General features: G+C 64.3%; 22 protein-coding genes. 13 read left to right on the top strand and 9 right to left on the bottom strand.

Annotation, left to right across the window (positions count from 1 at the left end):
• The first annotated feature begins 45 nt into the window (after window positions 1-45).
• From AC1RNN_RS02545 to crcB, 6 genes are read left to right on the top strand one after another with little or no spacing between them, the layout of a single operon-like run.
• Window positions 46-360 (top strand): LapA family protein, encoded by a 315-nt coding sequence (locus tag AC1RNN_RS02545; protein WP_493086251.1) that lies wholly within the window; start codon window positions 46-48, stop codon window positions 358-360.
• Window positions 350-1,507, top strand: a complete 1,158-nt coding sequence (lapB, locus tag AC1RNN_RS02540; protein WP_493086253.1) for a lipopolysaccharide assembly protein LapB — start codon at window positions 350-352, stop codon at window positions 1,505-1,507. The genes AC1RNN_RS02545 and lapB overlap by 11 nt, the downstream gene beginning before the upstream one ends.
• A gap of 24 nt (window positions 1,508-1,531) precedes the next feature.
• Window positions 1,532-2,461, top strand: coding sequence for a D-glycero-beta-D-manno-heptose-7-phosphate kinase (rfaE1, locus tag AC1RNN_RS02535; RefSeq protein WP_493086254.1), 930 nt, complete (start codon window positions 1,532-1,534; stop codon window positions 2,459-2,461).
• Window positions 2,458-3,480, top strand: a complete 1,023-nt coding sequence (gene rfaD / locus AC1RNN_RS02530) for an ADP-glyceromanno-heptose 6-epimerase (protein WP_493086256.1) — start codon at window positions 2,458-2,460, stop codon at window positions 3,478-3,480. Before rfaE1 ends, rfaD begins: the two co-directional genes overlap by 4 nt.
• 5 nt (window positions 3,481-3,485) lie before the next feature.
• Complete coding sequence (locus tag AC1RNN_RS02525; RefSeq protein ID WP_493086258.1) at window positions 3,486-3,770, top strand: ComEA family DNA-binding protein; 285 nt, start codon at window positions 3,486-3,488, stop codon at window positions 3,768-3,770.
• Window positions 3,770-4,168, top strand: coding sequence for a fluoride efflux transporter CrcB (gene crcB / locus AC1RNN_RS02520; protein ID WP_493086260.1), 399 nt, complete (start codon window positions 3,770-3,772; stop codon window positions 4,166-4,168). The genes AC1RNN_RS02525 and crcB overlap by 1 nt, the downstream gene beginning before the upstream one ends.
• Here the strand turns inward: crcB and AC1RNN_RS02515 are convergent.
• Window positions 4,165-5,766 (bottom strand): methyl-accepting chemotaxis protein, encoded by a 1,602-nt coding sequence (locus AC1RNN_RS02515; RefSeq protein WP_493086262.1) that lies wholly within the window; start codon window positions 5,764-5,766, stop codon window positions 4,165-4,167. The genes crcB and AC1RNN_RS02515 overlap by 4 nt on opposite strands.
• A gap of 180 nt (window positions 5,767-5,946) precedes the next feature.
• On the opposite strand from AC1RNN_RS02515, the gene AC1RNN_RS02510 reads away from it, so the two are divergent.
• The 3 genes from AC1RNN_RS02510 (at window position 5,947) to AC1RNN_RS02500 (ending at window position 8,673) form a co-directional block, all read left to right on the top strand.
• Window positions 5,947-6,486 (top strand): TRAP transporter small permease subunit, encoded by a 540-nt coding sequence (locus AC1RNN_RS02510; protein WP_493086264.1) that lies wholly within the window; start codon window positions 5,947-5,949, stop codon window positions 6,484-6,486.
• Window positions 6,487-6,538: 52 nt separating this feature from the next.
• Window positions 6,539-8,077, top strand: a complete 1,539-nt coding sequence (locus AC1RNN_RS02505) for a TRAP transporter large permease (RefSeq protein ID WP_493086266.1) — start codon at window positions 6,539-6,541, stop codon at window positions 8,075-8,077.
• Window positions 8,078-8,160: 83 nt separating this feature from the next.
• On the top strand, window positions 8,161-8,673 hold the full coding sequence (locus AC1RNN_RS02500) for a hypothetical protein (RefSeq protein WP_493086268.1): 513 nt from the start codon (window positions 8,161-8,163) through the stop codon (window positions 8,671-8,673).
• Window positions 8,674-8,740: 67 nt separating this feature from the next.
• Here AC1RNN_RS02500 and AC1RNN_RS02495 read toward each other — a convergent pair whose 3' ends face one another.
• From AC1RNN_RS02495 to AC1RNN_RS02480, 4 genes are all read right to left on the bottom strand, one after another.
• Window positions 8,741-9,820, bottom strand: a complete 1,080-nt coding sequence (locus AC1RNN_RS02495) for a TRAP transporter substrate-binding protein (protein ID WP_493086269.1) — start codon at window positions 9,818-9,820, stop codon at window positions 8,741-8,743.
• Between the two features lie 205 nt (window positions 9,821-10,025).
• Window positions 10,026-11,906 carry a 1-deoxy-D-xylulose-5-phosphate synthase gene (gene dxs, locus AC1RNN_RS02490; RefSeq protein ID WP_493087077.1) on the bottom strand — a complete coding sequence of 627 codons (1,881 nt, stop codon included), beginning with the start codon at window positions 11,904-11,906 and terminating at the stop codon, window positions 10,026-10,028.
• An 81-nt stretch (window positions 11,907-11,987) separates the two neighbouring features.
• On the bottom strand, window positions 11,988-12,941 hold the full coding sequence (locus tag AC1RNN_RS02485) for a polyprenyl synthetase family protein (RefSeq protein WP_493086271.1): 954 nt from the start codon (window positions 12,939-12,941) through the stop codon (window positions 11,988-11,990).
• Window positions 12,941-13,183, bottom strand: a complete 243-nt coding sequence (locus AC1RNN_RS02480) for an exodeoxyribonuclease VII small subunit (protein ID WP_493086272.1) — start codon at window positions 13,181-13,183, stop codon at window positions 12,941-12,943. The genes AC1RNN_RS02485 and AC1RNN_RS02480 overlap by 1 nt, the downstream gene beginning before the upstream one ends.
• 196 nt (window positions 13,184-13,379) lie before the next feature.
• Between AC1RNN_RS02480 and AC1RNN_RS02475 the strand changes: the two genes are divergently transcribed.
• The 4 genes from AC1RNN_RS02475 (at window position 13,380) to AC1RNN_RS02460 (ending at window position 19,253) form a co-directional block, all read left to right on the top strand.
• Window positions 13,380-14,543 carry an aromatic ring-hydroxylating oxygenase subunit alpha gene (locus AC1RNN_RS02475; RefSeq protein ID WP_493086274.1) on the top strand — a complete coding sequence of 388 codons (1,164 nt, stop codon included), beginning with the start codon at window positions 13,380-13,382 and terminating at the stop codon, window positions 14,541-14,543.
• A gap of 70 nt (window positions 14,544-14,613) precedes the next feature.
• Window positions 14,614-15,501 (top strand): DMT family transporter, encoded by an 888-nt coding sequence (locus tag AC1RNN_RS02470; protein WP_493086276.1) that lies wholly within the window; start codon window positions 14,614-14,616, stop codon window positions 15,499-15,501.
• A 725-nt stretch (window positions 15,502-16,226) separates the two neighbouring features.
• Window positions 16,227-17,084 carry a sulfurtransferase gene (locus AC1RNN_RS02465; RefSeq protein WP_493086278.1) on the top strand — a complete coding sequence of 286 codons (858 nt, stop codon included), beginning with the start codon at window positions 16,227-16,229 and terminating at the stop codon, window positions 17,082-17,084.
• Window positions 17,085-17,129: 45 nt separating this feature from the next.
• Window positions 17,130-19,253 carry an ATP-binding protein gene (locus AC1RNN_RS02460; protein WP_493086279.1) on the top strand — a complete coding sequence of 708 codons (2,124 nt, stop codon included), beginning with the start codon at window positions 17,130-17,132 and terminating at the stop codon, window positions 19,251-19,253.
• Window positions 19,254-19,290: 37 nt separating this feature from the next.
• On the opposite strand, the gene AC1RNN_RS02455 is transcribed toward AC1RNN_RS02460, so the two are convergent.
• From AC1RNN_RS02455 to AC1RNN_RS02440, 4 genes are read right to left on the bottom strand one after another with little or no spacing between them, the layout of a single operon-like run.
• Window positions 19,291-22,386, bottom strand: coding sequence for an efflux RND transporter permease subunit (locus AC1RNN_RS02455; protein ID WP_493086280.1), 3,096 nt, complete (start codon window positions 22,384-22,386; stop codon window positions 19,291-19,293).
• A 12-nt stretch (window positions 22,387-22,398) separates the two neighbouring features.
• Window positions 22,399-23,616: an efflux RND transporter periplasmic adaptor subunit gene (locus tag AC1RNN_RS02450; protein ID WP_493086282.1), complete on the bottom strand. Its 1,218-nt coding sequence runs from the start codon at window positions 23,614-23,616 to the stop codon at window positions 22,399-22,401.
• A 43-nt stretch (window positions 23,617-23,659) separates the two neighbouring features.
• Entirely contained in the window at window positions 23,660-25,069 is a 1,410-nt protein-coding gene (locus tag AC1RNN_RS02445) for an efflux transporter outer membrane subunit (RefSeq protein ID WP_493086284.1), read from the bottom strand.
• Window positions 25,070-25,099: 30 nt separating this feature from the next.
• Window positions 25,100-25,801 (bottom strand): CerR family C-terminal domain-containing protein, encoded by a 702-nt coding sequence (locus tag AC1RNN_RS02440; protein ID WP_493086285.1) that lies wholly within the window; start codon window positions 25,799-25,801, stop codon window positions 25,100-25,102.
• Between the last annotated feature and the right edge of the window lie 71 nt (window positions 25,802-25,872).

Below are 25,872 nucleotides of genomic sequence, written 5' to 3'. Positions count from 1 at the left end.
AGGGGCTACTAATAGATTTAGAATTCCTCGCCACCGAGGAGATCAATGAAACAGCTCGCATGGCTCTTTAAGTGGCTACTTAAAGCGGCCATTTTTTTTACCCTGTTCGCCTTTGCCCTGAACAACCAGGGTGACGTGACAGTCCACTTTTTCTTTGGCACGCGCTGGACCGCTCCCATGGTGCTGATCGTGCTGATCACTTTTGCCGCTGGCGTGGCCATCGGTGTGCTAGGCATGGTGCCGCGCTGGTGGCGCCACCGCCGCGCCGCCAAGCAAGCGCGCCACCAGGCCGCCAACGCGCTGGCCACTGTGGCCGCAGAGATCGACAAAACCCCCACTCCCCCACCGCATGGACTTTGACATCACCCTCATCCTCATGGGCCTGCCCGTGGCCTTTGTACTGGGGTGGCTGGCATCGCGCCTGGACCTGCGCCAGCTGCGCCTGGAAAACCGCCAGGCGCCCAAGGCCTACTTCAAGGGCCTGAACTTCCTGCTGAACGAACAGCAGGACCAGGCGATTGATGCCTTCATCGAAGCCGTACAGAACGACCCCGACACCTCCGAACTGCACTTCGCACTGGGCAATCTGTTCCGCCGCCGCGGCGAGTACGAGCGTGCCGTGCGCGTGCACGAACACCTGCTGTCCCGCGGCGATCTCAGCGAAGACGACCGCCACCGGGCCCAACATGCCTTGGCGCTGGACTACCTCAAGGCCGGCCTGCTGGACCGCGCCGAAGAGGCGCTGCTGAAACTCGAAGGCACGCGCTTCGAAGCCCAAGCCCGCCTGGCTCTACTGGCCAACTACGAACGCTCGCGCGACTGGGAGCATGCAGCACTGGTGGCCGAAAAGCTGGAAAACAGCGGCCAGGGCAGCTTCAAGGGTCGGCTGGCGCATTACCTCTGCGAACAGGCCGCCACCCTGCAAGCGGCTGGCCAGACCGAGCAGGCCCATGCCTTGCTGGACGAGGCCATGGAGACTGCGCCCGAGGCCCCGCGCCCGCGCATGGACCTGGCCTCGCTGCAAGCGGGCACCGGCCAGCCGGCCAAAGCCTGCGCCACACTGATCACTGCCCTGCATGCGGCACCCGGCGCCGTAGGCTTGATTGCCCCGCTGCTGGCCAAGCAGGCCTTGGCCTGCGGCCAGGGCGAAGCGGTCTTGCACCTGCTGCAAGAGGTGTATGCCGGCAACCGCTCGCTGGATGTGCTGGACGCCATCGTGGCGCTGGAGGCTGCAGGCACCCAGCCCGGCCCTACCGCGCGCGAATGGTATGCGCGCCATCTGGAGGCCGAACCCTCGCTGGTGGCAGCCGCCAAATGGATTGCCGGCGAGAAGCTCGAACACGAGGCTTTCCATCCGCAGGTGCAGCGAGCGCTGGACCATGCCGTCAAACCGCTTACACGCTACCGCTGCGCCGCCTGCGGCTTTGAGGCCAAGCAGCACTTCTGGCAATGCCCCGGCTGCCAGGCCTGGGACAGCTACCCCGCACGCCGGGTCGAAGAACTCTGAACACCGCCCGCTAAGATGACAACGATGACGATTGCAAAAGAACGATTGGCCCAGGCCCGTGTGCTGGTGGTCGGCGATGTGATGCTGGACCGCTACTGGTACGGCGCCGTGGACCGCATCAGCCCCGAGGCACCCGTGCCCGTGGTGCGCATTACGCGCGAGGAAGAACGCTGCGGTGGCGCGGCCAACGTGGCTTTCAACGCCGCCACACTGGGTGCCCAGGCTTCGCTGCTGACCGTGGTGGGCGACGATGAAGCCAGCCACAAGCTCGAAGCGCTGGTGGCCACCACCGGTATCCGCACCCACTTTGGCCGTGATGCGGACCTCAAGACCACTGTGAAGCTGCGCGTCATCGGCCGCCAGCAGCAACTGATTCGCCTGGACTTCGAGAACACCCCCAAGAACGAAGTACTGGCTACACAGACTGCCACCTTTGCCCAACTGCTGGAACAACACGAAGCGGTCCTGTTCTCCGACTACGGCAAGGGCGGTCTGGCCCATGTGAGCGACATGATTGCCCGTGCCCGTGCGGCAGGCAAACCCATCCTGATCGACCCCAAGGGCAGCGACTATTCGCGCTACCAGCAGGCCACCGTCATCACGCCCAACCGCGCAGAACTGCAACAGGTGATTGGCGGCTGGAGCAGCGAGGATGATCTGCGTACCAAGGTGCAAGCCCTGCGCGCCGAGCTGCAATTGGACGCCGTGCTGCTGACCCGCAGCGAGGAAGGCATGACCCTGTTTGACGCAGAGGGCCAACTGCACGTCAGCGCGCAGGCACGCGAAGTGTTTGATGTGACCGGCGCAGGCGACACCGTCATTGCCACCATGGCCGCCCTGGTGGGCGCGGGCCTGAGCCTGCGCGAAGCCGTCCCCTTGGCCAACCGCGCCGGTGGCCTGGTGGTTGGCAAATTCGGCACCGCTACGGTGTCTTACGAGGAGCTATTTGCATGACACGCATTGTGGTCACCGGCGCCGCCGGTTTCATTGGCAGCAACATCATCGCCGGCCTCAACGCCCGCGGCCTCTCCGACATCATTGCGGTGGACGACCTCAAGCAGGGCGACAAGTTCCGCAACCTGGCCGACCTGCAGATTGCCGACTATGTAGACGCCGACACCTTCTACGACGAGTTCGCCGGCGGTCACTACGGCCAGATCGAAGCCGTGTTCCACGAAGGCGCCTGCAGTGACACCATGGAGCAGGACGGCAAGTACATGATGGCCAACAACTACACGCTGTCCTGGCACCTGTTCCAGGCCTGCCAGAAGCGCGGCGCGCGCCTGCTGTACGCCTCCAGCGCAGCCACCTATGGCGGCTCCGACACCTTCAGCGAGGATCCGGCCTTCGAAGCCCCGCTCAACGTCTACGGCTACTCCAAGCTGTTGTTCGACCAGCGCATGCGCCGCGAGTGCGGCAACGACTTCCAACGCACCAAGGCCGGCAAGACCATGCAGGTGGTGGGCTTCCGTTACTTCAACGTCTATGGCCCGCGCGAGCAGCACAAGGGCCGCATGGCCAGCGTGGCCTTCCACCAGTACCACCAGTTCAACGCTGAAGGCAAGGTCAAGCTGTTTGGTGAATACGGCGGCTACCCCCAAGGCGGCCAGATGCGCGACTTCGTTTTCATTGACGACGTGGTCGCCGTGAACCTCTGGTTCTTTGACCACCCCGGCCAGAGCGGCATTTTCAACCTGGGCTCGGGCCGCGCCCAGCCCTTCAACGACGTCGCCAGCTCAGTGGTCAACGCCATGCGCGGCCTCAAGGGCGAAGCCCCGCTGCCGCTGGCCGACATTGCCAGCCAGGGCCTGGTGGAGTACGTGCCCTTCCCCGATGCGCTACGCGGCAAGTACCAGTGCTACACCCAGGCCGACCTGACGGCCCTGCGCGCCACCGGCTGCGACCACCAGTTTGTGGACGTGCAAACAGGCGTGGGCAAGTACGTGCAGTGGCTGGCCAAGCGCAAGGCCTGAACGCCATGCGCCGCGCACGCGCCCTGTTCCTGCTGACCAGCGGTCTGTTGCTGAGCCTGTCCGGCTGGGCGCTGGAGGTGAACAACGCGACCGAGGCGCAGCTCGACGGCCTGCGCGGCCTGGGCCCCAGCCAAACCGCGCGCATCCTGCAGGCGCGCGAGGCCGGGCCGTTCAAGGACTGGGCCGATTTCATGGCCCGCGTCAAACGCATCAAGGCCCCCACCGCAACCAAACTATCAGCCCAAGGGCTGACCGTAAGCGGCGCGGCGTACCTCGGGACGGTACCCTGATGCTGCCGGTCCTGGCCATTTGTGCAGGGGCTTCCGCTGGCGCACTGGCGCGCTGGCAGTTGGCCTTGTGGCTCAACCCGGCGAACGCCGCAGCGGGCACCACACTGCCCCTGGGCACACTGGCGGCCAACCTGATTGGGGGCTACCTCGTCGGCGTGTGCGTGGCAGTGTTCCAGGCGCTGCCCCAGCTGGACCCGGCATGGCGGCTGGCACTGGTCACCGGTTTTCTGGGCGCGCTCACCACCTTCTCCAGCTTCTCCGCCGAGGTGGTCACCATGCTGGGCCAGCAGCGCTATGCACTGGCGCTGGGAACCTCGGCCATCCATCTACTGGGCTCATTGCTTCTGACCATGGCCGGCATGTGGTCTGCTAGCCTTTTTATAGCTGCTCGCGCTTAATTTATCAGGGCTAAGGGCTTGTTTTTCATCAAACCCGGGGGCACGAGCTCCAGCTGAAACACCTGCAGCGCTGCGCGCAAGTGCTGTGTTTCCTGCGCCAGGCTCAAGGCGCCAGCCGCCGACTCTTCCACCATCGCCGCGTTGTGCTGCGTGGCTTGGTCAATGCCGCCCATGGCCGTGTGAATCGCACCAATACCCTCCAGCTGCGTCTGCGCCGCAACGCGGATCGCCTCCATGCCCTGTGCCACGTGCCCCACACCATCGACGATCTCGCGCATGGTCAGTCCTGCCTGGTTCACCAGCGTGGCGCCGCGGTCGATGGACTCCACCGAGGCGTGGATGATGGCCTTGATCTCTTGGGCTGCACGGGCCGAGCGCCCGGCCAGGCTGCGCACCTCGCTAGCCACCACGGCAAAACCCCGCCCCTGCTCGCCCGCGCGGGCTGCCTCCACCGCAGCGTTGAGCGCGAGAATGTTCGTCTGGAAGGCAATGCTGTCGATGACGGCAATGATTTCGGCGATCTGGCGCGAGGCACCATGGATGTCCTGCATGGTCTGCACCACCTGCCCCACCACCACACCACCGCGGTGGGCTACCTGCTGGGCGGCATCGGCTGCACCGCTGGCATGGGTGGCCGAGTCTGCGGTGCGGCGCACGGACAGGGTGAGCTGCTCAATGGACACCGCCGTGCGCTGCAGCGCCGCCGCCGCGCGCTCGGTACGCTCCGACAACTCGCCATTGGCACCGGCAATTTCAGCCGTGTTGTCACTCACCACTTCAACACCCGAGCGCACCTGCTGCAGCAAGCCGGATAGCGCACTGTGCATGCGGCCCAGATCCTGCTGCACCTGGGCGATCTCGTCGCGCCCTGTGGCCTGCACTGTGTGGCGCAAATCACCCTGGGCCCAGGCCCGCGCCGTGCGTTGCAGGGCCTGCATGGGCCGGAGAATGGAGCGCACAATGGCCAGCGCCAGGACCGCAGCCACCACGGCCACCGCAGCGGTCGCCGCCAGTACCACCCAGGGCGCCTGCCCAGCCGTCTGGGCCAGGGCTGCACGGCGCTGTATGGCGCGCCCCGCAATCGCCTGTGAGACCTGTGCCAGCGCCTGCTCGGCAGCGCCCATGTCAGCCGCAGCCGGCGCCATGGCGGCATTGGCAGCCCAGGGGTCGTGCAGCTCGCCGCGCGCCAGCTTGCCCAAGACATCGCTAAAGCCCGCCTCGTAGGCCTGCAGGCGCTGCTGCACCGTCTGCAGGGTTTGTGCTTCGGGGCCCTGGGCAATCGCTTGCACCTCCTGCAAGGTTTGCCGCGTGGCCTGCAGGGAGCGGGTCCACTGCTGCTGGAAATGCTCGGTCTGGGCCTCATCCCCCAAGTTCAGCATCAGGTCCTTTTCATGGCGCCTGGCGTCCCCCACATGGGCCCGCAGGGCCCCCAGCAGCTGCAGGGATTCGAACTCGGTATCGATGAAGGCGGTGGAGCGGTCTGCCTCCCGGTCAATTGTCCAGGCCGCAAACCCGCCGACCCCCGCCAGAGCCAGTACCGCGAACAGCAGCAACAAGACCAAACGGAACCGAATCTGCAACCCTGTCAGCCATGCCATGTTTTCCCTCCTAGTGCCGCGGATGTTCGCGGCCCCACGTGACGCCGTCATGACGACTTAAGGGTAAACACTAGGCCATTGCGTCAGGCTTTCTACAGGGGTTTTGGGGCACCATCCACGTCTTGAATCCAGCGCCTTTGCTGCGCCCGCGTTTTCCTACAAGACTACTGGAGACTCCCTGTGAATGCTTTATTGAAACTCGCCGCTGGCGTGGACTGGATCAGCGCCAAGCTGGGCACCTTCGCCTCCTGGACGGTGCTACTGGCAGCGCTCATCAGCGCGGGCAATGCCTTTATCCGCTACGGATTCGACATCACGTCCAACGGCTGGATCGAGATCCAGTGGTACCTGTTTGCCTACACCGTGATGGTGGGTGCCCCCATCGTGCTCAAACTCAACGAACACGTACGCGTGGACCTAATCTATGGCAAGCTCAAGGGCAACAAGCCGGTTTATGTGGACCTGTTCGGCCTGGTGTTCTTCCTGCTGCCCGTCATCACCCTGCTGACCTACCTGTGCTCGCAGTACTTCTGGGGCATCTATGTCTCCAAGGAAATGTCGCAGAACGCCGGTGGCCTGATCCGCTGGCCCGTGGTGCTGGCCATGCCCCTGGGATTCGCCATGGTCTGGCTCCAGGGCGTGGCTGAAATCATCAAGCGCGTGGCCTACCTGCAAGGCAAGTACCAGATGGACACGCACTACGAGAAGCCCCTGCAGTAAACGCCTCGCTGCACACACCGGCCCACCCTACTCCCGATACCCAGGATTCCCTATGCAAATGGAACATTTCCCCCCGCTGATGTTCGCGGGCTTGGTCATCATCATGCTGATCGGTTTTCCGGTCGCCTTTTCGCTGGCCGCGCTCGGCCTGGCCAGCGGCTTCTACGCCATTGAAATGGGTTGGTTCCCCGCCGCCTTCATGGGCAACCTGCCCATCTCGCTGTTCTCCATCCTGAACAACGAGCTGCTGCTGGCCATCCCCTTCTTCACCTTCATGGGCACCATCCTGGAGAAGTGTGGCCTGGCTGAGGACATGCTGGACTCCATGGGCCAGCTGTTTGGCCCGGTGCGCGGCGGCGTGGGCTACTCGGTCATCATCGTGGGCTTCATCCTCGGCGCCATCACCGGCACCGTGGCTGGCCAGGTGATCGCCATGGCCCTCATCTCGCTGCCCGTGATGATGAAGTACAACTACAACATGCGCTACGCCACCGGCGTGCTGGCGGCCTCGGGCACCATCACGCAGCTGGTGCCGCCTTCGCTGGTGCTGGTGGTGCTGGCCGACCAGCTCGGCAAGCCCGTGGGCGACATGTACAAGGGCGCCTGGGGACCTTCCATCCTGCAAGTGCTGATGTTCGCGGCCTATACCTTCATGCTTGCCCGCATCAAGCCCGACTACCTGCCCGGCATCCCCCGCAGCGAACGCACGCTGGACGGTTGGGCTCTGTGGTCCAAGTGCCTGCGCGGCATCATTCCCTCGGCCATCCTGATCTTCGCCGTGCTGGGCTCCATGGGCGGCCTGCCTTTCCAGAACAGTGCCATAGCCACCCCCACCGAAGCCGGTGCCATGGGCGTTGTCGGTGCGCTGATCCTGGCCGCCATGTCCAAGCGCCTCACCCCCGCCCTGATCTGGGACGCCATGGCCGGCACCATGCGCCTGACCGCCATGGTGGTGTTCATCCTGATCGGCTCCCGCGTATTCAGCCAGGTCTTCCAGGGCGTGGACGGCGCCAAGTGGGTGGAGCATCTGCTGACCGGCCTGCCCGGCGGCCAGATCGGCTTCCTGGTGGTGGTGAACATCTTCGTGTTCTTCCTGGCCTTCTTCCTGGACTTCTTCGAGATCGCCTTCATCATCGTGCCCATGCTCGCCCCCGTGGCTGACAAGATGGGCATCAACCTGATCTGGTTCGGCGTGCTGCTGTGCGTGAACCTGCAGACCAGCTTCATGCACCCGCCCTTCGGCTTTGCACTGTTCTACCTGCGCGGCATTGCCGACACCCTGTTCAAGGACAAGCGCATCGCCAAGCCCGTGCTCTCCAATGACATTTACCTCGGCTCCATCCCTTGGGTGGTGATGCAGATCATTCTGGTGGTCGTCGTGATCTTCTTGCCCCAGTCGGTCACCATGTTCCTGGACGAAGAGGTGAAGGTCGACATCGACAAGGTGGTCATCGAAATGCCGCCCGAAGACGCACCACCCCAAGTGCCTACCGAACTCAAGGCTGGCGAGGCCCCTGCCGACGCCAATGCCGCCGCCGACAAGGCAGCCGAAGACGAACAGAAGAAAATCGACGAACTGTTCAAGAAGTAAGCCCGCAGGCGGTGGCCCAGCCACTGCCCGCCCCAGGCCCCGCCTTACCGGACGGGGCCTTTTTTGTTTTCAGGAACCCTCGCATGAGTACCGAATCTCCCACTGAAGCCAGCACGTCCAACTCCCCACCCAAGACTGCCGCCCTGGAATTCACACCAGAAGGTGGTGAACAGGTTAGTCCAGCCTACAGCATGGCCTTCAAGGCCCTGGCTCTGGCGCTGTTGGCGGCGGCCGGCCTCTGGGCCTGGCAGATGCACCGCTGGAACTTGCAGCAGGCCGAGGCCCAACACCCCTTCTGGCTGTGGGCACCCTGGGGCTTGATGGCCTACACCGTGGGCTTTGTGGTGCTGGGCGTCACGCGCTTCAATGCACAAGGCATTGAGCAGTCCTGGATGTGGCGCAAGCGTGTGGACTACAAGGACCTGGCCTACGCCAAGCTCATCCGCATCCGTGGGCTGGAATGGCTGATTGCGCCACGCCTGTACACCCGCACCTTCAGCAACAAGATCTTCGTCTTCTACGCAGCCAGCCCGGCCATGCTGGATGAGTTCAAGCGACTGGAACAGACGCTGGCAGCTTTGCGCAATCCTTCGTAAGGCAGATGTGAAACATCCATAAAAAAACCGCGCCGAGGCGCGGTTTTTTGTGCAGCAAGCGCGAGGCTTACAGCTTTTGCGATTGCATGAAGCTGTCGAACTTGGCTTCGGTGAAACGGAACCAGAGGTTGGACTCGGCGCGGAACTTGGCGTAGTCCGCGTAAATCTTCTTCCAGTCTTCGTTCTTGTCGTTCAGTTCGGCATAGGTCTGTTCTGCGGCCTTGAAAGCGGCAGCCAGCACGTCGTTGGGGAAGGGACGCAGCTTGGTGCCGCTGCCCACCAGCTGCTTCAGCGCAGCGGGGTTACGGGCATCGTACTTGGCTTGCATGTCGACGTGGGCGTAGGCCGCAGCGTTTTCCAGGATGGCCTTGTTCTCGGGCGACAGGGCGTCATACGCCTTGTTGTTGACGAACAGGTCCAGTTGCGGGCCGCCTTCCCACCAGCCGGGGTAGTAGTAGAAGGGAGCAACCTTGTTGAAGCCCAGCTTCTGGTCGTCATACGGTCCGATCCATTCGGCCGCGTCGATGGTGCCTTTTTCCAGGGCGGTGTAGATTTCACCGCCGGGGATGTTCTGGGGCACAACACCCAGCTTTTCCATCACCTTGCCGGGGAAGCCGCCGGTGCGGAACTTCAGGCCTTGCAGATCCTTCAGGGTCTTGATCTCCTTGCGATACCAGCCGCCCATTTGCGCACCGGTGTTGCCCATGGGGAAGTTGACGATGTTGTACTTGGCGTAGAACTCGCGCATCAGCTTGAGGCCGTTGCCTTGGTACATCCAGGCGGTCATCTGGCGGCTGTTCAGGCCGAAGGGGATGGCGCAGCCCAGAGCGAAGGTTTCGTTCTTGCCGAAGAAGTAGTAGGGAGCGGTGTGCGCGCATTCCAGGGAACCCTGTTGCACGGCATCCACCACACCGAAGGCCGGGGCGATTTCACCAGCAGCGTGGACGGAGATTTCGAACTTGCCGCCCGACATTTCCTTCACGTGCTTGGCAAACGTTTCGGCCGCGCCAAAGATGGTGTCCAGCGCTTTGGGGAAGCTGGAAGCCAGACGCCAGCGCACAGCAGCCTGTGCATGCACAGCAGGTGCGGCACCTGCAGCCAGGACGCCAGCGATACCCGCGTTTTTGATGATTGAACGACGATCCATTCGGTGTACTCCGGTAATTGTGTTGTAACCATCTCGCGGCACAGAGCTCCCAAGCCGCAAGGACTGCATTGAGTCAAGCGCGATTGTAGGAACGCACAACACCGCTACCGTGCGGGTTTTCCCTCGACACGGGCGTCACAAACCGGGACGTTCAGGATTCTGCAAGCCAGCGCCCGAAGTCGCCGCCAGCCAGCAAAAAAGCGGCTCAGGCCGCCCGCGCCGCAGGTGCCAGCAATGCACCAAAACGTTGCGTGATGGAAGCCTGAATGCCTTGCGCATCCAGCCCCTGCAGCTTGAGCAGATAGGCAGGGTCACCATGCTCGATGAAGGTATCGCTCAGACCCAGCTGCAACACCGGCAGCGTGAGGTTGGCCGCCTGCAGCGCTTCCAGCACGGCACTGCCCGCGCCGCCCTGCAAGGCGCCCTCTTCCACCGTCACCAGCGCCTGGTGGCTGCGCGCCATCTGCTGTAACAGCTCGGTATCCAACGGCTTGGCCCAGCGCATGTTGACCACGGTGGCGCCCAGGGCCTCCGCAGCCACCAGCGCAGGCTGCAGCAGCGTGCCAAAGGCCAGAATGGCAATGCCACGGCCCTGGCGGCGAATCTCGCCCTTGCCAAAGGGCAAGCCTTCCAGGCTGCTTTGCACCGCCACACCAGCGCCACTGCCCCGCGGGTAGCGCACGGCCACCGGGTGGTTTTGCGCAAACGCAGTACTCAGCAGCTGGCGGCATTCGTTTTCGTCCGCCGGGCAGGCCACGCTCATGTTCGGGATGCAACGCAAGAAGGGAATGTCGTACGCACCCGCATGCGTGGCGCCGTCTGCGCCCACCAGACCCGCGCGGTCCAGCGCAAACACCACAGGCAGGTTTTGCAATGCCACGTCGTGGATGAGCTGGTCGTAGGCGCGCTGCAGGAAGGTGGAGTAAATGGCCACCACAGGCTTGAGGCCCTCGCAGGCCAGGCCACCGGCGAAGGTAACCGCATGCTGCTCGGCAATGCCCACATCGAAATAGCGCGCAGGAAAGCGCTTTTCAAACTCCACCATGCCCGAACCCTCGCGCATGGCAGGCGTAATGCCTACCAAACGCTCGTCAGCGGCCGCCTGGTCGCACAGCCACTGGCCGAACACCTGGGTGAAGGTCTGCTTGGCAGGCGCGCTGGGCTTGACCAGGCCCACGGCCGGATCGAACTTGCCGGGGCCATGGTAGGCCACGGGGTCAGCTTCAGCCAGCTTGTAGCCCTGGCCCTTCTTGGTGACCACGTGCAGGAACTGCGGGCCCTTGAGCTGCTTGATGTTCTCCAGCGTGGGAATCAGCGAATCGAGGTCGTGACCGTCGATGGGGCCGATGTAGTTGAAGCCGAATTTCTCGAACAGCGTCGCCGGCACCACCATGCCCTTGGCCTGCTCTTCGATGCGCTTGGCCAGCGCAAACAGCGGGGGCGCGCCCTTGAGCACGGTCTTGCCCACGTTCTTGGCCGCGGCGTAGAACTGGCCGCTCATCAGCTGGGCCAGGTAGCGGTTCAGCGCGCCCACGGGCGGGCTGATGCTCATGTCGTTGTCGTTGAGGATGACCAGCAGCTTGCAGTCTTCCACACCGGCATTATTCAGCGCCTCAAAGGCCATGCCGGCCGTCATGGCGCCATCGCCGATCACGGCGACAGAATAGCGGTCCTCGCCCTTGATGCGCGCGCCCAACGCCATGCCCAGCGCGGCCGAGATGGAAGTGCTGGAGTGGGCGGTGCCGAAGGTGTCGTATTCGCTTTCGTCGCGGCGCGGGAAGCCGGAGAGGCCGCCGAACTGGCGCAGCGTGTCCATGCGGTCGCGACGGCCGGTCAGGATCTTGTGCGGGTAGGTCTGGTGGCCCACGTCCCAGACCACGCGGTCTTCGGGCGTGTTGAACACATAGTGCAGCGCCACAGTCAGCTCCACCGTGCCCAGGTTGGAGCTCAAGTGGCCGCCCGTGCGTGCCACGCTGTGCAGCAGGAACTGGCGCAGCTCGTCGGCCAACGTACGCAACTGCGCGCGTGGCAACTGGCGCAGGGCCGCGGGGTCGTCAATGGTGAAAAGCAGTGACGTGGTGGAGATATCGTTGGAAGCCATATGCTATCTTTTTAGTAGCTGCTTGCGCATAGTATTCGGGGGCTAGGGGGCCTTTTCGCCATAAAACTAGCTGGCGCGATTCACCACCATGCCGGCCAGCGCTTCCAGCGCGGCGGTGTCTGGCAAACCGCTGGACCGCAAAGCGGCCAGGGCTTCGGCCAACAGGCGTTGGGCGTAGGCCTTGCTCGCATCCAGCCCCATGAGGGACACATAGGTGGGCTTGTCGTTGTCGGCGTCCTTGCCAGCGGTCTTGCCCAGGGTGGCCGAGTCGGCGGTCACATCGAGGATGTCGTCCACCACCTGGAAGGCCAGGCCGATGGCGGCGCCGTAGGCTTCCAGCGCAGCCAGCACCTGCGGGCCGGGCTGGGCACAGTGGGCGCCCATGACCACGCTGCCCTGCAACAAGGCACCCGTCTTGCGCTGGTGCATCTCGCGCAGCTGGCTCTCGGTGAGCGGCAGGCCCACGCTGGCCAGGTCAATCGCCTGGCCGCCGGCCATGCCAGCGCTGCCCGCGGCGCGGGCCAGCAGGCCGCAGAGCCGGGCCTGCACGGCGGCGGGCACGGAGCCGTCCTCGGGCGTAAGGAATTCAAAGGCCAGGGCCTGCAGGGCATCACCGGCCAGCAGGGCACTGGCTTCGCCAAACTTCACATGCACGGTGGGCTTGCCGCGGCGCAGCACGTCGTTGTCCATGCAGGGCATGTCGTCGTGCACCAGCGAGTAGGCGTGGATCAGCTCTACCGCGCAGGCCGCGCGCAGGGCGGCAGCCGGGCAGCCATGGCCGGCCGTGGCCACCGCCTCGTGTGCCGCCAGCACCAGCAGCGGACGCAGGCGCTTGCCACCATCGAGCACGGAGTAGCGCATGGCCTCCACCAGCGCAGCAGGCGCGCCATGGTCGGCACCCTGGGGGGCGTCGGCGGTGATCCAGGTTTCCAGAGCGCGCTCCACTTGGCTCAGGCGTTCGCGGCTCCAGCGGTCCAAGTCAAACGAAGTCACGGGTTCGGGGGCGAGGGCTGCGTGCATCAGGCTTTCCAGGCTTTGAGGGCACCGTCGTCCAGCACCTTGATTTGGTCTTCCACCGCCTGCAGCTGCTCGCGGCAGTACTGCAGCAGCGCCGCACCGCGCTGGTATCCGCCCAGCAGCTGCTCCAGCGGCATCTCGCCCGACTCCAGACGCCCGACCAAACCTTCGAGCTCCTGCATGGCCGCCTCGTAGCTGGTGGGCAAGGGAGCTGGGCTGGGGGACGGGGGGGTGGCCTTGGGCATGGGTAGGGTTGAACTGGGGTTCAAAAAGCAAACCGCGATTTTAGGCCCAAGCCCCGACCTGCCATGTGGGCATCTGCCCCCAAACGGGTACAATCGCCCCTCCCGCTTCCGGCCTCCCGCTTCTGGGATGGACGGCCCCCTTTTACCGCGCACTTTGGTGCATCCCCCTGTGGGGAGTCTTTAGGTCAGGTCACCCATGTCTGATTTAAGTCTTCAACTGCAGCAGGCGAACAGCCAACTACCAGTTTCGAGCTACTTTGACCCGGCGCTTTACGCGCTTGAAATGCAAAGTATCTTTCAGCAAGGGCCCCGCTACGTGGGGCACTCCCTGAGCGTCCCCAACGTGGGGGACTACTACGCCCTGCCCCAGGAAAACGAGGGCCGCGCGCTGGTGCGCAACGCCGCCGGCATCGAACTCATCTCCAACGTCTGCCGCCACCGCCAGGCCGTCATGCTCAAGGGCCGCGGCTCGCTCACGCACGATGACAAGGGCATGCAAAGCGGCAACATCGTCTGCCCCCTGCACCGCTGGACCTACAGCGGCGCCCACGCGGGTGGCAATGGCACGCAAAGCGGCACCCTGATCGGTGCGCCCCACTTTGCGCAAGACCCCTGCCTCAACCTCAACAACTACAAGCTGCAGGAATGGAACGGCCTGCTGTTCGAACGCAATGGCATCGATGTGGCGGCCCAACTGGCCCACATGGGCCCGCGCACGGACCTGAGCTTTGAAGGTTATGTGCTCGACAAAGTCGAGATGCACGAGTGCAACTACAACTGGAAGACCTTTATTGAGGTCTATTTGGAGGACTACCACGTTGGCCCCTTCCACCCCGGGCTGGGCCAGTTCGTCACCTGCGACGACCTGCGCTGGGAGTTCAAGGACAACTACTCGGTGCAGACCGTGGGCGTGGCCAACCGCTTGGGCAAGGCCGGCAGCCCGGTGTACGAACGCTGGCACAAGGCCCTGCTGGACTACCGCAGCGGCGTGCCCCCGCAGTACGGCGCCATCTGGCTCACCTACTACCCCCACATCATGGTGGAGTGGTACCCGCATGTGCTGACCGTGTCCACCCTGCACCCCATGGGACCGGACAAGACCATGAACATGGTGGAGTTCTATTACCCCGAAGAGATCGCCGCCTTCGAGCGCGAATTCGTCGAAGCCCAGCAGGCTGCCTATATGGAAACCTGCATCGAGGATGACGAGATCGCCGAACGCATGGACGCCGGCCGCGCCGCCCTGCTGGCGCGCGGCGACAACGAGGTTGGCCCCTACCAAAGCCCCATGGAAGACGGCATGCAGCACTTCCATGAGTGGTACCGCGGCAAGGTCGACTTCTCCAGGCTCGGCCTCTGACCGCTATACAATTCATAGCTGCTTGCGCAGTATTGACGGGGGCTGGAGCCCCATTTGACAGGTAAAAACGATGCAAGCTCTCTGGATGGTTCTGGCCTCGTTCTGGTTTGCGCTCATGGCCGTGGGCATCAAGTACGCATCCAGCAGCTTTGGCACCTTTGAGTTGGTGTTCTACCGCGGCATCGTCAGCATCATCTTCATGGCCATCGTGGTGCGCGCGCGCGGTGCCACGCTGAGCACGCCGGTGCCATTGATGCACGTATGGCGCAGCTTCATCGGCGTCATCTCGCTGAGCTCGTGGTTCTACGCCATCGCCCACCTGCCCCTGGCCACCGCCATGACGCTGAACTACATGAGCGGCGTCTGGGTGGCAGCGTTTGTGGTGGGCGGCGCCCTGCTCTATGGCAAGGACCAGCCCCAGGGCGCACTCATCGGCTCGGTGCTCATGGGCTTTGTCGGCGTCATCATGACGCTGCGTCCCACCATGGACCAAAACCAGCTGTTTGCCGGCGTGGTCGGCCTGCTCTCGGGCATGGGCGCGGCGCTGGCCTATATGCAGGTCACGGCGCTGGGCAAGGTGGGTGAGCCCGAGGAGCGCACGGTGTTCTATTTCTCGGTCGGCACCGCCATCGTCGGCGGCACCGGCATGCTGTTTACCCAGGTCACCCCCTGGAGCGAGGTGGCCTGGCAAGACGCCATCTGGGTCATCCCCATCGGCATCCTCGCCTCACTGGGCCAATGGTGCATGACCCGCGCCTACCGCCAGGGCGCCACCCTGGTCGTGGCCAGCATGCAGTACTCGGGCATCGTATTTGCCGCCGTCTTCAGCCTGCTGCTGTTCGGCGACCACATCGCCCCCATGGGCTGGGCCGGCATCGGCGTGATCGTCGTCAGCGGAGTCATCGCGACCATTCTGCGGGCCAGGGCGCTGCCGGGTACGCCGGCGGAAGAGCATTGAATAGCCAAGGGCAGAAAACATTCGACATTCAGCTTATTGAAAAATGCCAAGGCTAAATTCTCTACAGGCGCAAATCAGTCGATCTTTCCAAACGTCAGTCAACAACTCGTGTGAAAACTGATGTCAGAGTAACGTTCGGAAATGGTGGTGATCCTGGTTTCAGCGGAGGCAAGTATTTTGCTGAATCGTCGGCAGTCTGAACCGTTATCAAGTTCAATCTATTCTCATCCACTCGAACTTGCTTGACGGAGACAAGACCGACTTGCATCAGAAAGTCAGACGCTACTACCGTAGATTCGATTCTTTCCTTGTCCAGCCATATGTACGTGCCCGCTGACTTGTAACGTGACGACGTAAGTACCCATGTTCCATCGGACTTGAACTCGAGTACCGCACCAGTGGCTACCTGTTGCGGCTCCAGCGATTGATCGCCGATTTTTCGGATCAAAACTGTGTGACGCCAAGCCCCATTTAACAGCGACTGTGGGGTGCTTTGCGCTTGAGAGACAACGGAGTGCAAGAGAGCGGACAAGATGAGCGCAAAAGAGAATATTTGTCGAATTGGCATGCGGCTTTTCCTCTAGTGGCATTGGTATTTCGCACGTACTTTACATGCGTAGTCGCCAGCCAATTTGATGACCGTCTGGTGGAACGATGAGGCCGCCGAACACGGCTACACGAACCGGCGAACGAAACAACAGAGGCAAATGGATAATCTCACCACCATGACCTATACCACCCTCATCTCCGTAGAACAACTCCAGTCCCTCCAGGCCAGCGCCGCGCCCCTGATGGTGTTTGACTGCAGCTTTGACCTGGGCAACCCGGCTGCGGGCTCTGGCCTCTACGACCAGGGGCACATCCCTGGTGCGGTCTATGCGCATCTGGACAAGCACCTGAGCGCCAAGGGTGACCCGACTGCGGCATCTGGTGGCCGCCACCCGCTGCCTTCGCGGGAGACCTTTGCCGCCTGGCTGGGCAGCGTGGGGTTTGCCAATGGCATGCAAGCGGTGGTCTATGACCGCCAGGGTGCGCACTACTGCGGCCGGCTGTGGTGGATGCTGAAGTGGCTGGGGCATGAAGCCGTAGCCGTGCTGGATGGCGGCTTTCCGGCATGGCAGGCCGCGGGTGGTGCGGTGCAGACCGAGGCGCCTACGCCACGCGCTGCCACCAGCTTTGCGCTGGGTGCGCCCGCGGCGCGGCTGGTCACCGTGACAGAAGTCCAACAGCAACTGGGTAAGGCCCAGCACATCATCGACGCGCGCGCGCTGCCGCGCTTCAAGGGCGAGGTGGAGACGCTGGACCCGGTGGCTGGCCATATTCCCGGCGCGCTGAACCGCCCGTTCACCAACAACCTGGGTGCGGACGGCAAGTTCAAGCCCGCTGCCCAGCTGCGCGCCGAGTTCGAGGCGCTGCTGGGCCAGCGCGAAGCGCAAGCCGTGGTGCACCACTGCGGCAGCGGCGTGACGGCGGTGCCCAATGTGCTGGCCATGGAGATTGCCGGCCTGGGCCGCGCGGCCCTGTTTGCCGGCAGCTGGAGCGAGTGGTGCAGCGACAGTTCGCGCCCCGTCGCGCAAGGCTGATTCCCCCATCCCCATAGCATCGCAGCGCGGCTACACTGCGCTGCGATGCCCACCCCCACCGACCCCGCAGCCCCCGCGCAGAGCAAGTCACTGCGCGACGGCTTGGTGCTGGCCAGCGTGCTGCTGGCGGGGGGGCTGTGCAGCACCCTGGCCTTTCTGACACTGCGCGCCACCGAGTCGCTGCGCCTGCAGAACGTGCACGCCAGCAGCGCGCGCACGGTGCAGGATGTGCTCCGCCAGGACATACGCCGCGCCGTCGAAGCCGCCCACACGTTGAGTCTGGTGCTGGAAAGTCAGCCCCAGCTGCGCAGCCCGCAGTTCGAGGGCTTGCGCCGCCGCGTGCTGGCCGATCTGCCCCTGCTGGGTGAGCTACGCTGGCAACCGGCCCAGGTGTCCGAATCGACCGAAGAGCTGCAGGCGCGCGTGATCGGCAAGCCGGTTGCCTCAGGCTTGCTGCCCGCGCAAAACGAGGGGGACATACCGGCGGTGCGTATCTATGCGCCGGTGTTCGAACGCCAGGCCGGTGTGGATACGGCGCAGCGCCATCTTGGCTTTGTGGAGGCCACGGTGTTGCTGCCACGCCTGCTGCAGGAGGCAGCCCAGCGTGCTGAGGCACTGGGCGTGGACCTCATGGTGTTTGACCTGGGCGGCGAACCACTCAAGCCCGCGCCCCTGCTGTTTGCACAGATGGAAAGCAGCGACCACCCCATGGCAGCACACCAGCCCAATGCCGAGCATGACGACATGGCGCTGGAAGTGGACATGGCCACCCGCCCCTGGCAACTGGTGATGCACCCACACCCCAGCTTCTACCGCGAGCTGGCCGCCAGCTACGCGCTCTATCTGCTGCTGGCGGGTTGCACACTCACGCTGATGATTACCGCCGCGCTGTGGCGCGCGCAGCGCTACCGCCGGCGCATCGAGGCCTCGCAGCGGCGCGAGCGCGCCGCGCGCGAACAGCTCTATCGCGAGCAAAAACAGTTGCAAAGCGTGATCGACGGCACCGGCGTGGCCACCTGGGAGTTCGATTACCAGCAGCGCACGCTCAAGGTCAGCGAGCGCTGGGGCACCCTCTCGGGCTTCTCTCAGGACGAGCTGCAGCGCAACACTTATGAGCGCTGGCTGGAGCTGACCCACCCCGAAGACCTGCGGGGCTTCTTCGCTGCGCTGCAAGACCACTTCGACGGCAAAACCAGCCACGTCGAGTATGAATACCGCCTGCGCCACCGCGATGGCCACTGGATCTGGATAGGCGCGCGTGGCCGCCTCATGGAGCGCAGCGCCGATGGCAAGCCCCGGCTGCTCGCCGGCACCAACCTGGAAATCACCGCGCGCAAAGAAGCCGAGGCCCGCATCCTCGAACTCAACGCCTCGCTCTCGCAGCGCATGCAGGAAGAGGCCGCGCGCAGTGAGGCCCGTGCCACGCTGGGCACGCTGATTGCCAGCGTCTCCCACGAGATGGGCACGCCCATGGGCAACAGCCTGATGACGGCCAGCACCCTGGCCGACCAGGCCCGCCATTTCCAGCAGCAACTGGAAAGCGGCACGCTGCGAAAGTCAGCGTTGCAACAGTTTGTGGAACAGGTGCGCGATGGCAATGCGCTACTGATGCGCAACCTGGAGCGCGCCGTGGCCCTGCTCAAGAACTTCCGCCAGGTCGCGGCCGACCAGGCCAGCGAGCAGCGCCGCCAGTTCGACCTGCGCCAGGTGCTGGCCGAAGTGCTGCACACGCTGGCGCCCAGCCTCAAGCGCGAGACGCACAACGTCACGCTGGATGTGCCCGAAGGCATTGCCATGGACAGCTACCCCGGCCCGCTGGGCCAGGTGGTCATCAATCTGGTGAACAACGCCTACCTGCACGCCTTTGAAGGCATGGCGCAGGGCACGGTGGAACTGCAGGTGCAAGCCAGCGAACAGGAAATCACCCTGGTCTGCCGTGACAACGGGCGCGGCATTGCGCCGGACATTCTGGAGAAGATGTTCCAGCCCTTCTTCAGCACCCGCATCGGCAGCGGAGGCACCGGGCTAGGCATGTCCATCGTGGACAACCTGGTCAAGCGCACGCTGGGCGGACGCCTCAGCGTGGCTTCGGTGCTTGGCGAAGGCACCACCATCACTATCACCCTGCCACGCGTGGCGCCGGAGCCGGCACGCAGCAGCGACGATTGAAAAAACGGTGCCTTGTGGCCCCGTTTCAACATGTCGCTCAGTGTGCCTCGGTCACGGCAGTTGCCGCCGGCGGCCGGCGCAACACCTTGGCCTTGATGCGGCCCCAGAAGTGCTCGATATCGTCCACGATGGTGAAGAAGCTCGGTGTCACCAGCAGGCTCAACACGGTGGAGGTGATGAGTCCGCCGATCACCGCTGCCGCCATGGGCGCGCGGAAGCTGTTGTCAGCATGGCCCAGGCCAATCACCAGCGGCAGCATGCCGGCCACCATGGCGATGGTGGTCATGATGATCGGGCGCGCACGCTTGTGGCAGGCGTCTATCAGCGCATCAAAACGACTCAGGCCATGCTCACGCTGCGCCATGATGGCGTACTCCACCAGCAGGATCGAGTTCTTGGTAGACACGCCAATCAGCATCACCAGCCCGATGAAAGATGGCATGGACAGCATCTTGCCGGTGATCAGCAGGCCCAGGAAGGCACCACCAAAGGACAGGATCACCGCCGGGATGATGGAGATGGGGTGCAGGAAGTCCTTGAACAGCAACACCAGCACGATGTAGATACACAGCACGCCGGTCAACATGGCCAAGCCAAAGCCGGCCACCATTTCAGCCTGCACTTCGGCATCACCCACTTCAAGCTGCTGCACGCCAGCGGGCATGTTCACGATGCTGGGCAGCTTGGCCACGGCCTCGGTCACCTCGCCCAGCGGCACGCCGGAAAGCTCCACTTCAAAGTTCACGTTGCGCACGCGGTTGAGGCGGCTGATCACGGCGGGGCCACCCGACATTTCCAGCGCGGCCACCTGGCTCAGCATGACCGGGCCCTTCACGCCGGGCACCATCAGGCGGCCCAGCAGCTCCAGGTCCTGGCGCGCATCGGTGTCGAGCTTGACGACGATGGGTACCTGGCGCTGGCTCAGGTTCAGCTTGGAGAGGGCCGACTCGTAGTCACCCACGGTGGCAATGCGCAGCGTTTCGGCAATCGCATTGCTGGTCACGCCCATGTCGGCAGCCTTGGCAAAGTCTGGGCGAATGGCGATCTCGGCACGCGTCAGGCTGGCGCTGGACGAGATATTGCCCAGGCCCGGGATCTTGCGCAGGTCGCGTTCCACCGCGGCGGCGGCTTGCGCCAGCGCTACGGGGTCTTCACCCTTCAGAGCCAACTGGTACTTCTCACCCGAACCACCCAGGCCCACCTTGAAGCGGGCACCCGGCAACTCCGCCAGCGCACTGCGCATTTCGCCTTCAATCACCTGTTTGACCGGGCGTGCACCACGCTCGTCCAACAGCACCGTCAGCGTGGCCTTGCGCACTTCGGCCGTGGCACCCCCCTGGAAGGGGTCGGAGCCCACAGCGCCACCGCCAATGGTGGTGTAGACGCTCTTCACATGGGGCACCTTGCCGATCAGCTCGCGTGCCCGCTCCGCGGCCACATGGGTCTGGCTCAGCGTGCTGCCCGGGGGCAGTTCCACATAGACCTGGGTTTGCGAGTTGTCATCGGGCGGAATGAAGCCACTCGGAATCAGGGGCACCAACATCAGCGAGCCGATAAAGAAGGCTACGGCCGAGAGCATGGTGATCCAGCGGTGGTTCAGCGTCCAGCGCGTGATGCGCAGGTACAGCGGCATCCAGGTCGGCTCTTCGTGGACATGGGTGGACGGCTTCATGATGTAGGCAGCCATCATGGGCGTAAGCACCCGCGCTACCACCAGTGAGGCGAACACCGCGAACACGGCGGTCCAGCCGAACTGCTTGAAGAACTTGCCGACCACGCCGCTCATGAAGGCGGTGGGCAGGAACACGGCGATCAGCGCAAAGGTGGTGGCGATCACCGCCAGGCCGATCTCGTCCGCCGCTTCCATGGCGGCCTGGTACGGCGTCTTGCCCATGCGCAAGTGACGCTCGATGTTTTCCACTTCCACAATCGCGTCGTCAACCAGAATGCCGATCACCAGCGAGAGCGCCAGCAGCGTCACAATGTTGGTCGTGAAGCCCATGTAGTTCATGCCAATAAAGGCCGGTATGGCCGACAGCGGCAGTGCCACGGCAGACACCAGCGTGGCACGCCAGCTGCGCAGGAAGAACCACACCACGATCACGGCCAGCACCGCGCCTTCGTACAGCATGGTCATGGAGGCATCGAACTCCTCCTGCACCGGCGTCACAAAGTCAAAGGCCTGGGTCAGTTCCAGGTCGGGGTGCTGGGCCTTCAGGTCTTCCAGCGCCTTGTGCACGGCCGCGCCCACTTCCACTTCACTGGCGCCCTTGCTGCGGGTAATTTCAAAGCCCACCACGGACTTGCCATTGAGCAAGGCCATGCTGCGTTGCTCGGCCACCGTGTCCTTGACGGTGGCGACCTCGTCCAGGCGCACGCGCTTGCCGCTGGACAGGCTCAACTCCAGGCGCGACAGCTCTTCCACCGTGGCCACCGTGGCCAGGGTGCGCATGGGTTGCTCGGAGCCACCCAGGTCGGCACGGCCGCCGGCGCTTTCGGTCTGCACCTGCTTGAGCTGGCGCGAGATGTCCGCCGCCGTGGCGCCCAGCGCCTGCAGCTTGAGCGGGTCCAATGCTACTTGCACTTCACGCGTCACCCCACCCACGCGGGCTACAGAGCCTACGCCGCGTACACCCAGCAGGGCGCGCGAGATGGTGTTGTCCACGTACCAGCTCAGGGCTTCGTCGTCCATATTGCTGGAGCGTATGGTGAACGCCAGGATGGGCGCACCCGAGAGGTTCATCTTGCTGACAATGGGGTCACGCACATCGCTGGGCAAATCGCTGCGCACGCTTTGCACCGCACTGCGCACATCGTCCACCGCTTCCTGCGTGGGCTTTTCCAGGCGGAACTCGGCGGTCACCGACACGTTGCCGTCATAGACGCGCGTGTAGATGTTCTTCAGGCCTTGCAGTGGCGCAATGGCGTTCTCCAGCTTGCGTGCCACCTCGGTCTCCAGCTGCGCCGGCGCGGCACCGGGCAGGCTGGCAGACACCGAGACGGTGGGCAGTTCCAGGTCAGGGAACTGCTGCACCTTCATGGCGTTGAAGGACATGATGCCCGCCAGCGTCAGCAGCACAAACAGCATGACCGCCGGTATCGGGTTCTTGATTGACCAAGCAGAAACATTCATCTGGCTTGCTCCTTATTTCGTAGCTTCTTGCGCAGCTTTGGCGGGGGCTGCAGTCGGTTTTTGCTTGGAATCTGCCTTGGGTGCATCCACCACCTTGACGAGGTCACCCTCGCTCAGGAAGCTGCCGCCCACGGCGACCAGCTTGTCCTCGGGCTTCACGCCGCTCTGCACTTCGATCTGGTCACCCACCACGCGGCCGGTCTGCACCTTGAGCTGGGCGATGCGGTTGTCCGCACCCACGCGGTACACATAGCTGAAGCCATCGCGCACCACCACGGCGGTTTGCGGCACCGTCAGCGCACCCGAGCTACCCAGCTCGAATTCGCCGCGCGCATACATGCCGGGCTTGAAGGCGCCAGCGGCAGCCTTGCCACCCGTGGCCGCACCGGTCAGGTCCACATAGACCAGGCCATTGCGCGTGGCGGCGTCCACCGTGGGGGCCAGCATGCGCACGCGACCCTTGAGCTGAGCGCCGGTGGGCGAAGTCACCAACACATTGGTGCCCACGGTGATGCGGCCCAGCTCGGCCGAGGTCACTTCACCGCGCCACTCCAGGCGTCCCTGGCGGATCAGCTTGAACATCTCGGTCCCGGCGCCCACCACCGAACCCACCGAGGCGCTACGCGCCGAGATGGTGCCGCTGTCAGGTGCCAGCAGCTGGGTGTGCTTGAGGCGCAGCAGCTGCGAATCGAGCTGGGCCTTGGCGGATTCGACGCGGGCCTTGGCGGTCTGCTCCTGAGTCAGGTACTGGTTGATCTGTTGCGCACTCAGGGCGCCGGTGCCCTGTACGGCGCGGGCGCGGTCAGCGTTGGCCAGGGCTTCGGCGGCATTGGCCTGGGCCTCGGCCACAGCGGCGCGGGCCAGGGCCACATCGGCCTGCACGCTCTCGGCCGCAAAGGTGGCCAGCACCTGGCCGCGCACCACATGGTCACCCACGGCGGCATGCAGCTCCTGCACACGCAGGCCGCTCACCTCGGTGCCCACGCTGGCTTCCTGCCAGGCGGCCACGCTGCCGTTGGCAGCCAGCTTGATGGGCAGCATGCCGCTTTGGGCGGTGGTGGTGGTCACGGTGAGCGAGGGCTTGCCTGCGGCACTGGCGGCAGCCTTGGGCGCATCAGCGGCCTCGCTGCGCGTGGCCAGCAGGCCCAGGCCGGCCAGAGTCAGCAGGCCGGCGGCCATGAGGCCCAGTGTCAGGGGCTGAAAGGGAAGGCGGTTCAAAAGACGGTTCATGGTGAGGATCTCGCTAAAAATCAATCAGACAGAGTGGGCTGCGTCATTCCTGGCTGGGCTCGAAGCCGCCACCCAAGGCGCGGTACAGGGAGACCCAGGCGCGGTTGCGCTCCAGGGCCAAAGAAAGCTGGGCCGACTGCGAAGCCAGCGCCGTGCGGCGGGCATCTTCCAATTCCACCAGGCTGGCCAACCCTTGCGCATAGCGCGACTGCGTGGCTGCCAGCGATTCGGCGTAGCCCTGGGTGGAGACTTCGGCGTCCTGCTTGCGGGCGTCCGTGCTCTGCAGGTTGACCAGGGCCTCTTCCACCTCGCGCACGGCTTGGCGCACCTTGGCGCGGTACACGGCCACGGCCTGGGTATAGGCCGCTTCGGCCGCCACCACATTGGCCTTGCGCACACCGCCGTCAAAGATGGGCAGGGTCAAGGCCAGCGGGCCGAAGGACCAGGTGTCCAGGTTCGTTTCAGTGCCCATGCTGCTGTAACGCATGGCGCCCACGTTGCCGCTCAAGGTCAGGCGCGGGTAACGCTGGGCCTTGGCGCTGCCCACCTGGGCGCTGGCCACCACCACATCGCGCTCCGCAGCAAACACATCGGGGCGCTGGGTCAGCGTCTGGGCCGGCACGGCCGCTACAGAAAAAGGAGCTGCTTGCGCAGGTTTGGCGAGGGCTACCGCCAGTTTTTGCTTCAACTCTGCTTCAGCCAGGCCGGTCAGGGCCACCAGGGCCTTGGTGTCAATCTCGCAAGCGGCGGCTTGCTGGGTGACGCGGCTGCTGCCGTCGGCCGCGCTGGCACGGGCCAATGCGGCCACCGATGGCGCAGCAAAGCCGGCCCTGGTGCTGATATCGGCCAGACGCGCCGTTTCCTGGCGAGAGGCCGAGTCCTTGCGCGCCACGTCCAGCAGTTGCTGGCAGGTGGAGAGGCTGTAGTAGGTGCTGGCCACTTCGGCCGCCACAGAGACGCGTGCGTCGTGCCACTGGGCCTGCGAGCCCTGGAACTGCGCATCGGCCGCTTTGCTCACGGCGCGATTGGCGCCCACCAGGTCCAGCTCCCAGCTGGCCTGCAGGCCCACGGTCTGCGTGGTCGCCACCGGCACGGCCGGCTGGCTCACGCCGCGGCTGGCGGCGATGGACGCATCCACCTTGGGCAAGAGCGCCGCGTTGGCCGTGGTGCGCTGGGCACGCACAGATTCGACACGGGCCACCGCCTGCGCCACGGAGGGGCTGACGGCCTGCGCCGCTTCAATCAACTCCACCAGCAGCGGATCGCCCTGCTGCTGCCACCACTGGGTGAGGCTGCTGATAGTGCCCTGGTGCGGCAGGGGCGCCTGCCATTGCGGTGTAACCGGGGCATCCACTTTGGTGGCGGGCATGGTGATGGCGCAGCCCGTAAGCGCCAGGGACAGGACCGACAGCGTGGCCAGCCCGGAAATGCGGCGGGAAGTTGGCAAATGCATGGTGTGGATAGACAAATACAAAGTGAAAACTCAGAGGGTTGCTGAGGGGGATTCCTTGCGGCGGCGGCCTTCAGCCTCCACCATGGCCATGGCCATGGCCACCAAATGGTCGGTATAGGTGTCAATCGCAGCGGGACCGTCGATCAACGCTGGGCGAATCGCCTGCACCACGTCGGTTCCGACGTGCAGGATCATGGCCAAGCCAGAGATGGAAAACGCCAGCCGGTGGACGGCGTCGTCCGGTACAGCAATGCCCAGTTCACGGCACAGCACGTCGACCAACGCCATATGGGCCGGGCGGATGTTGTCGTCAATTTCCGCCTCCCACAAGCCGGTGGGCTCCAGCAGCTCACGGAAATGCAGCTTCATGCAGCTCTGCATCTGCGCGCCCTGCTTGAGCGGCTCGGTAAAGCCGGACAGTAGCACCCGCAGGGACTCTTGCAACGCCTGGTCGGGCCGGCAAATGTCGTTCGGTTCGATGCGAGGGTTGCTGCGCGGATCGGAAAACACGGCGCGGTACAGGCCGGCCTTGTCGCCAAAGTAGTAGCTGATGGAGGCCACATTGACCTGCGCTGCCAGCGCAATCTCGCGCGTGGAGGTCTTGGCGTAGCCCTTGTCGGCAAACAGCACCAGCGCAGCATCCAGCAGGCGGGTGCGGGCTTCCAGCCCGTCGCTGCGCAGGGGCTTGGGCGCCACGGGCACGGGGGAAGGCGAATTCAGGGCATAGGACATGCCGCGCATTCTAGCTAGTTAAATCAAACGTTTGATTTAACTAAGGTGCGAAACCTTGCGCGCGGCGGGGG

The organism is Rhodoferax sp. GW822-FHT02D07 (genome assembly GCF_058802405.1).
The sequence above is the reverse complement of the archived record's forward strand: the minus strand, read 5'-3'. Positions and strand labels throughout refer to the sequence as shown.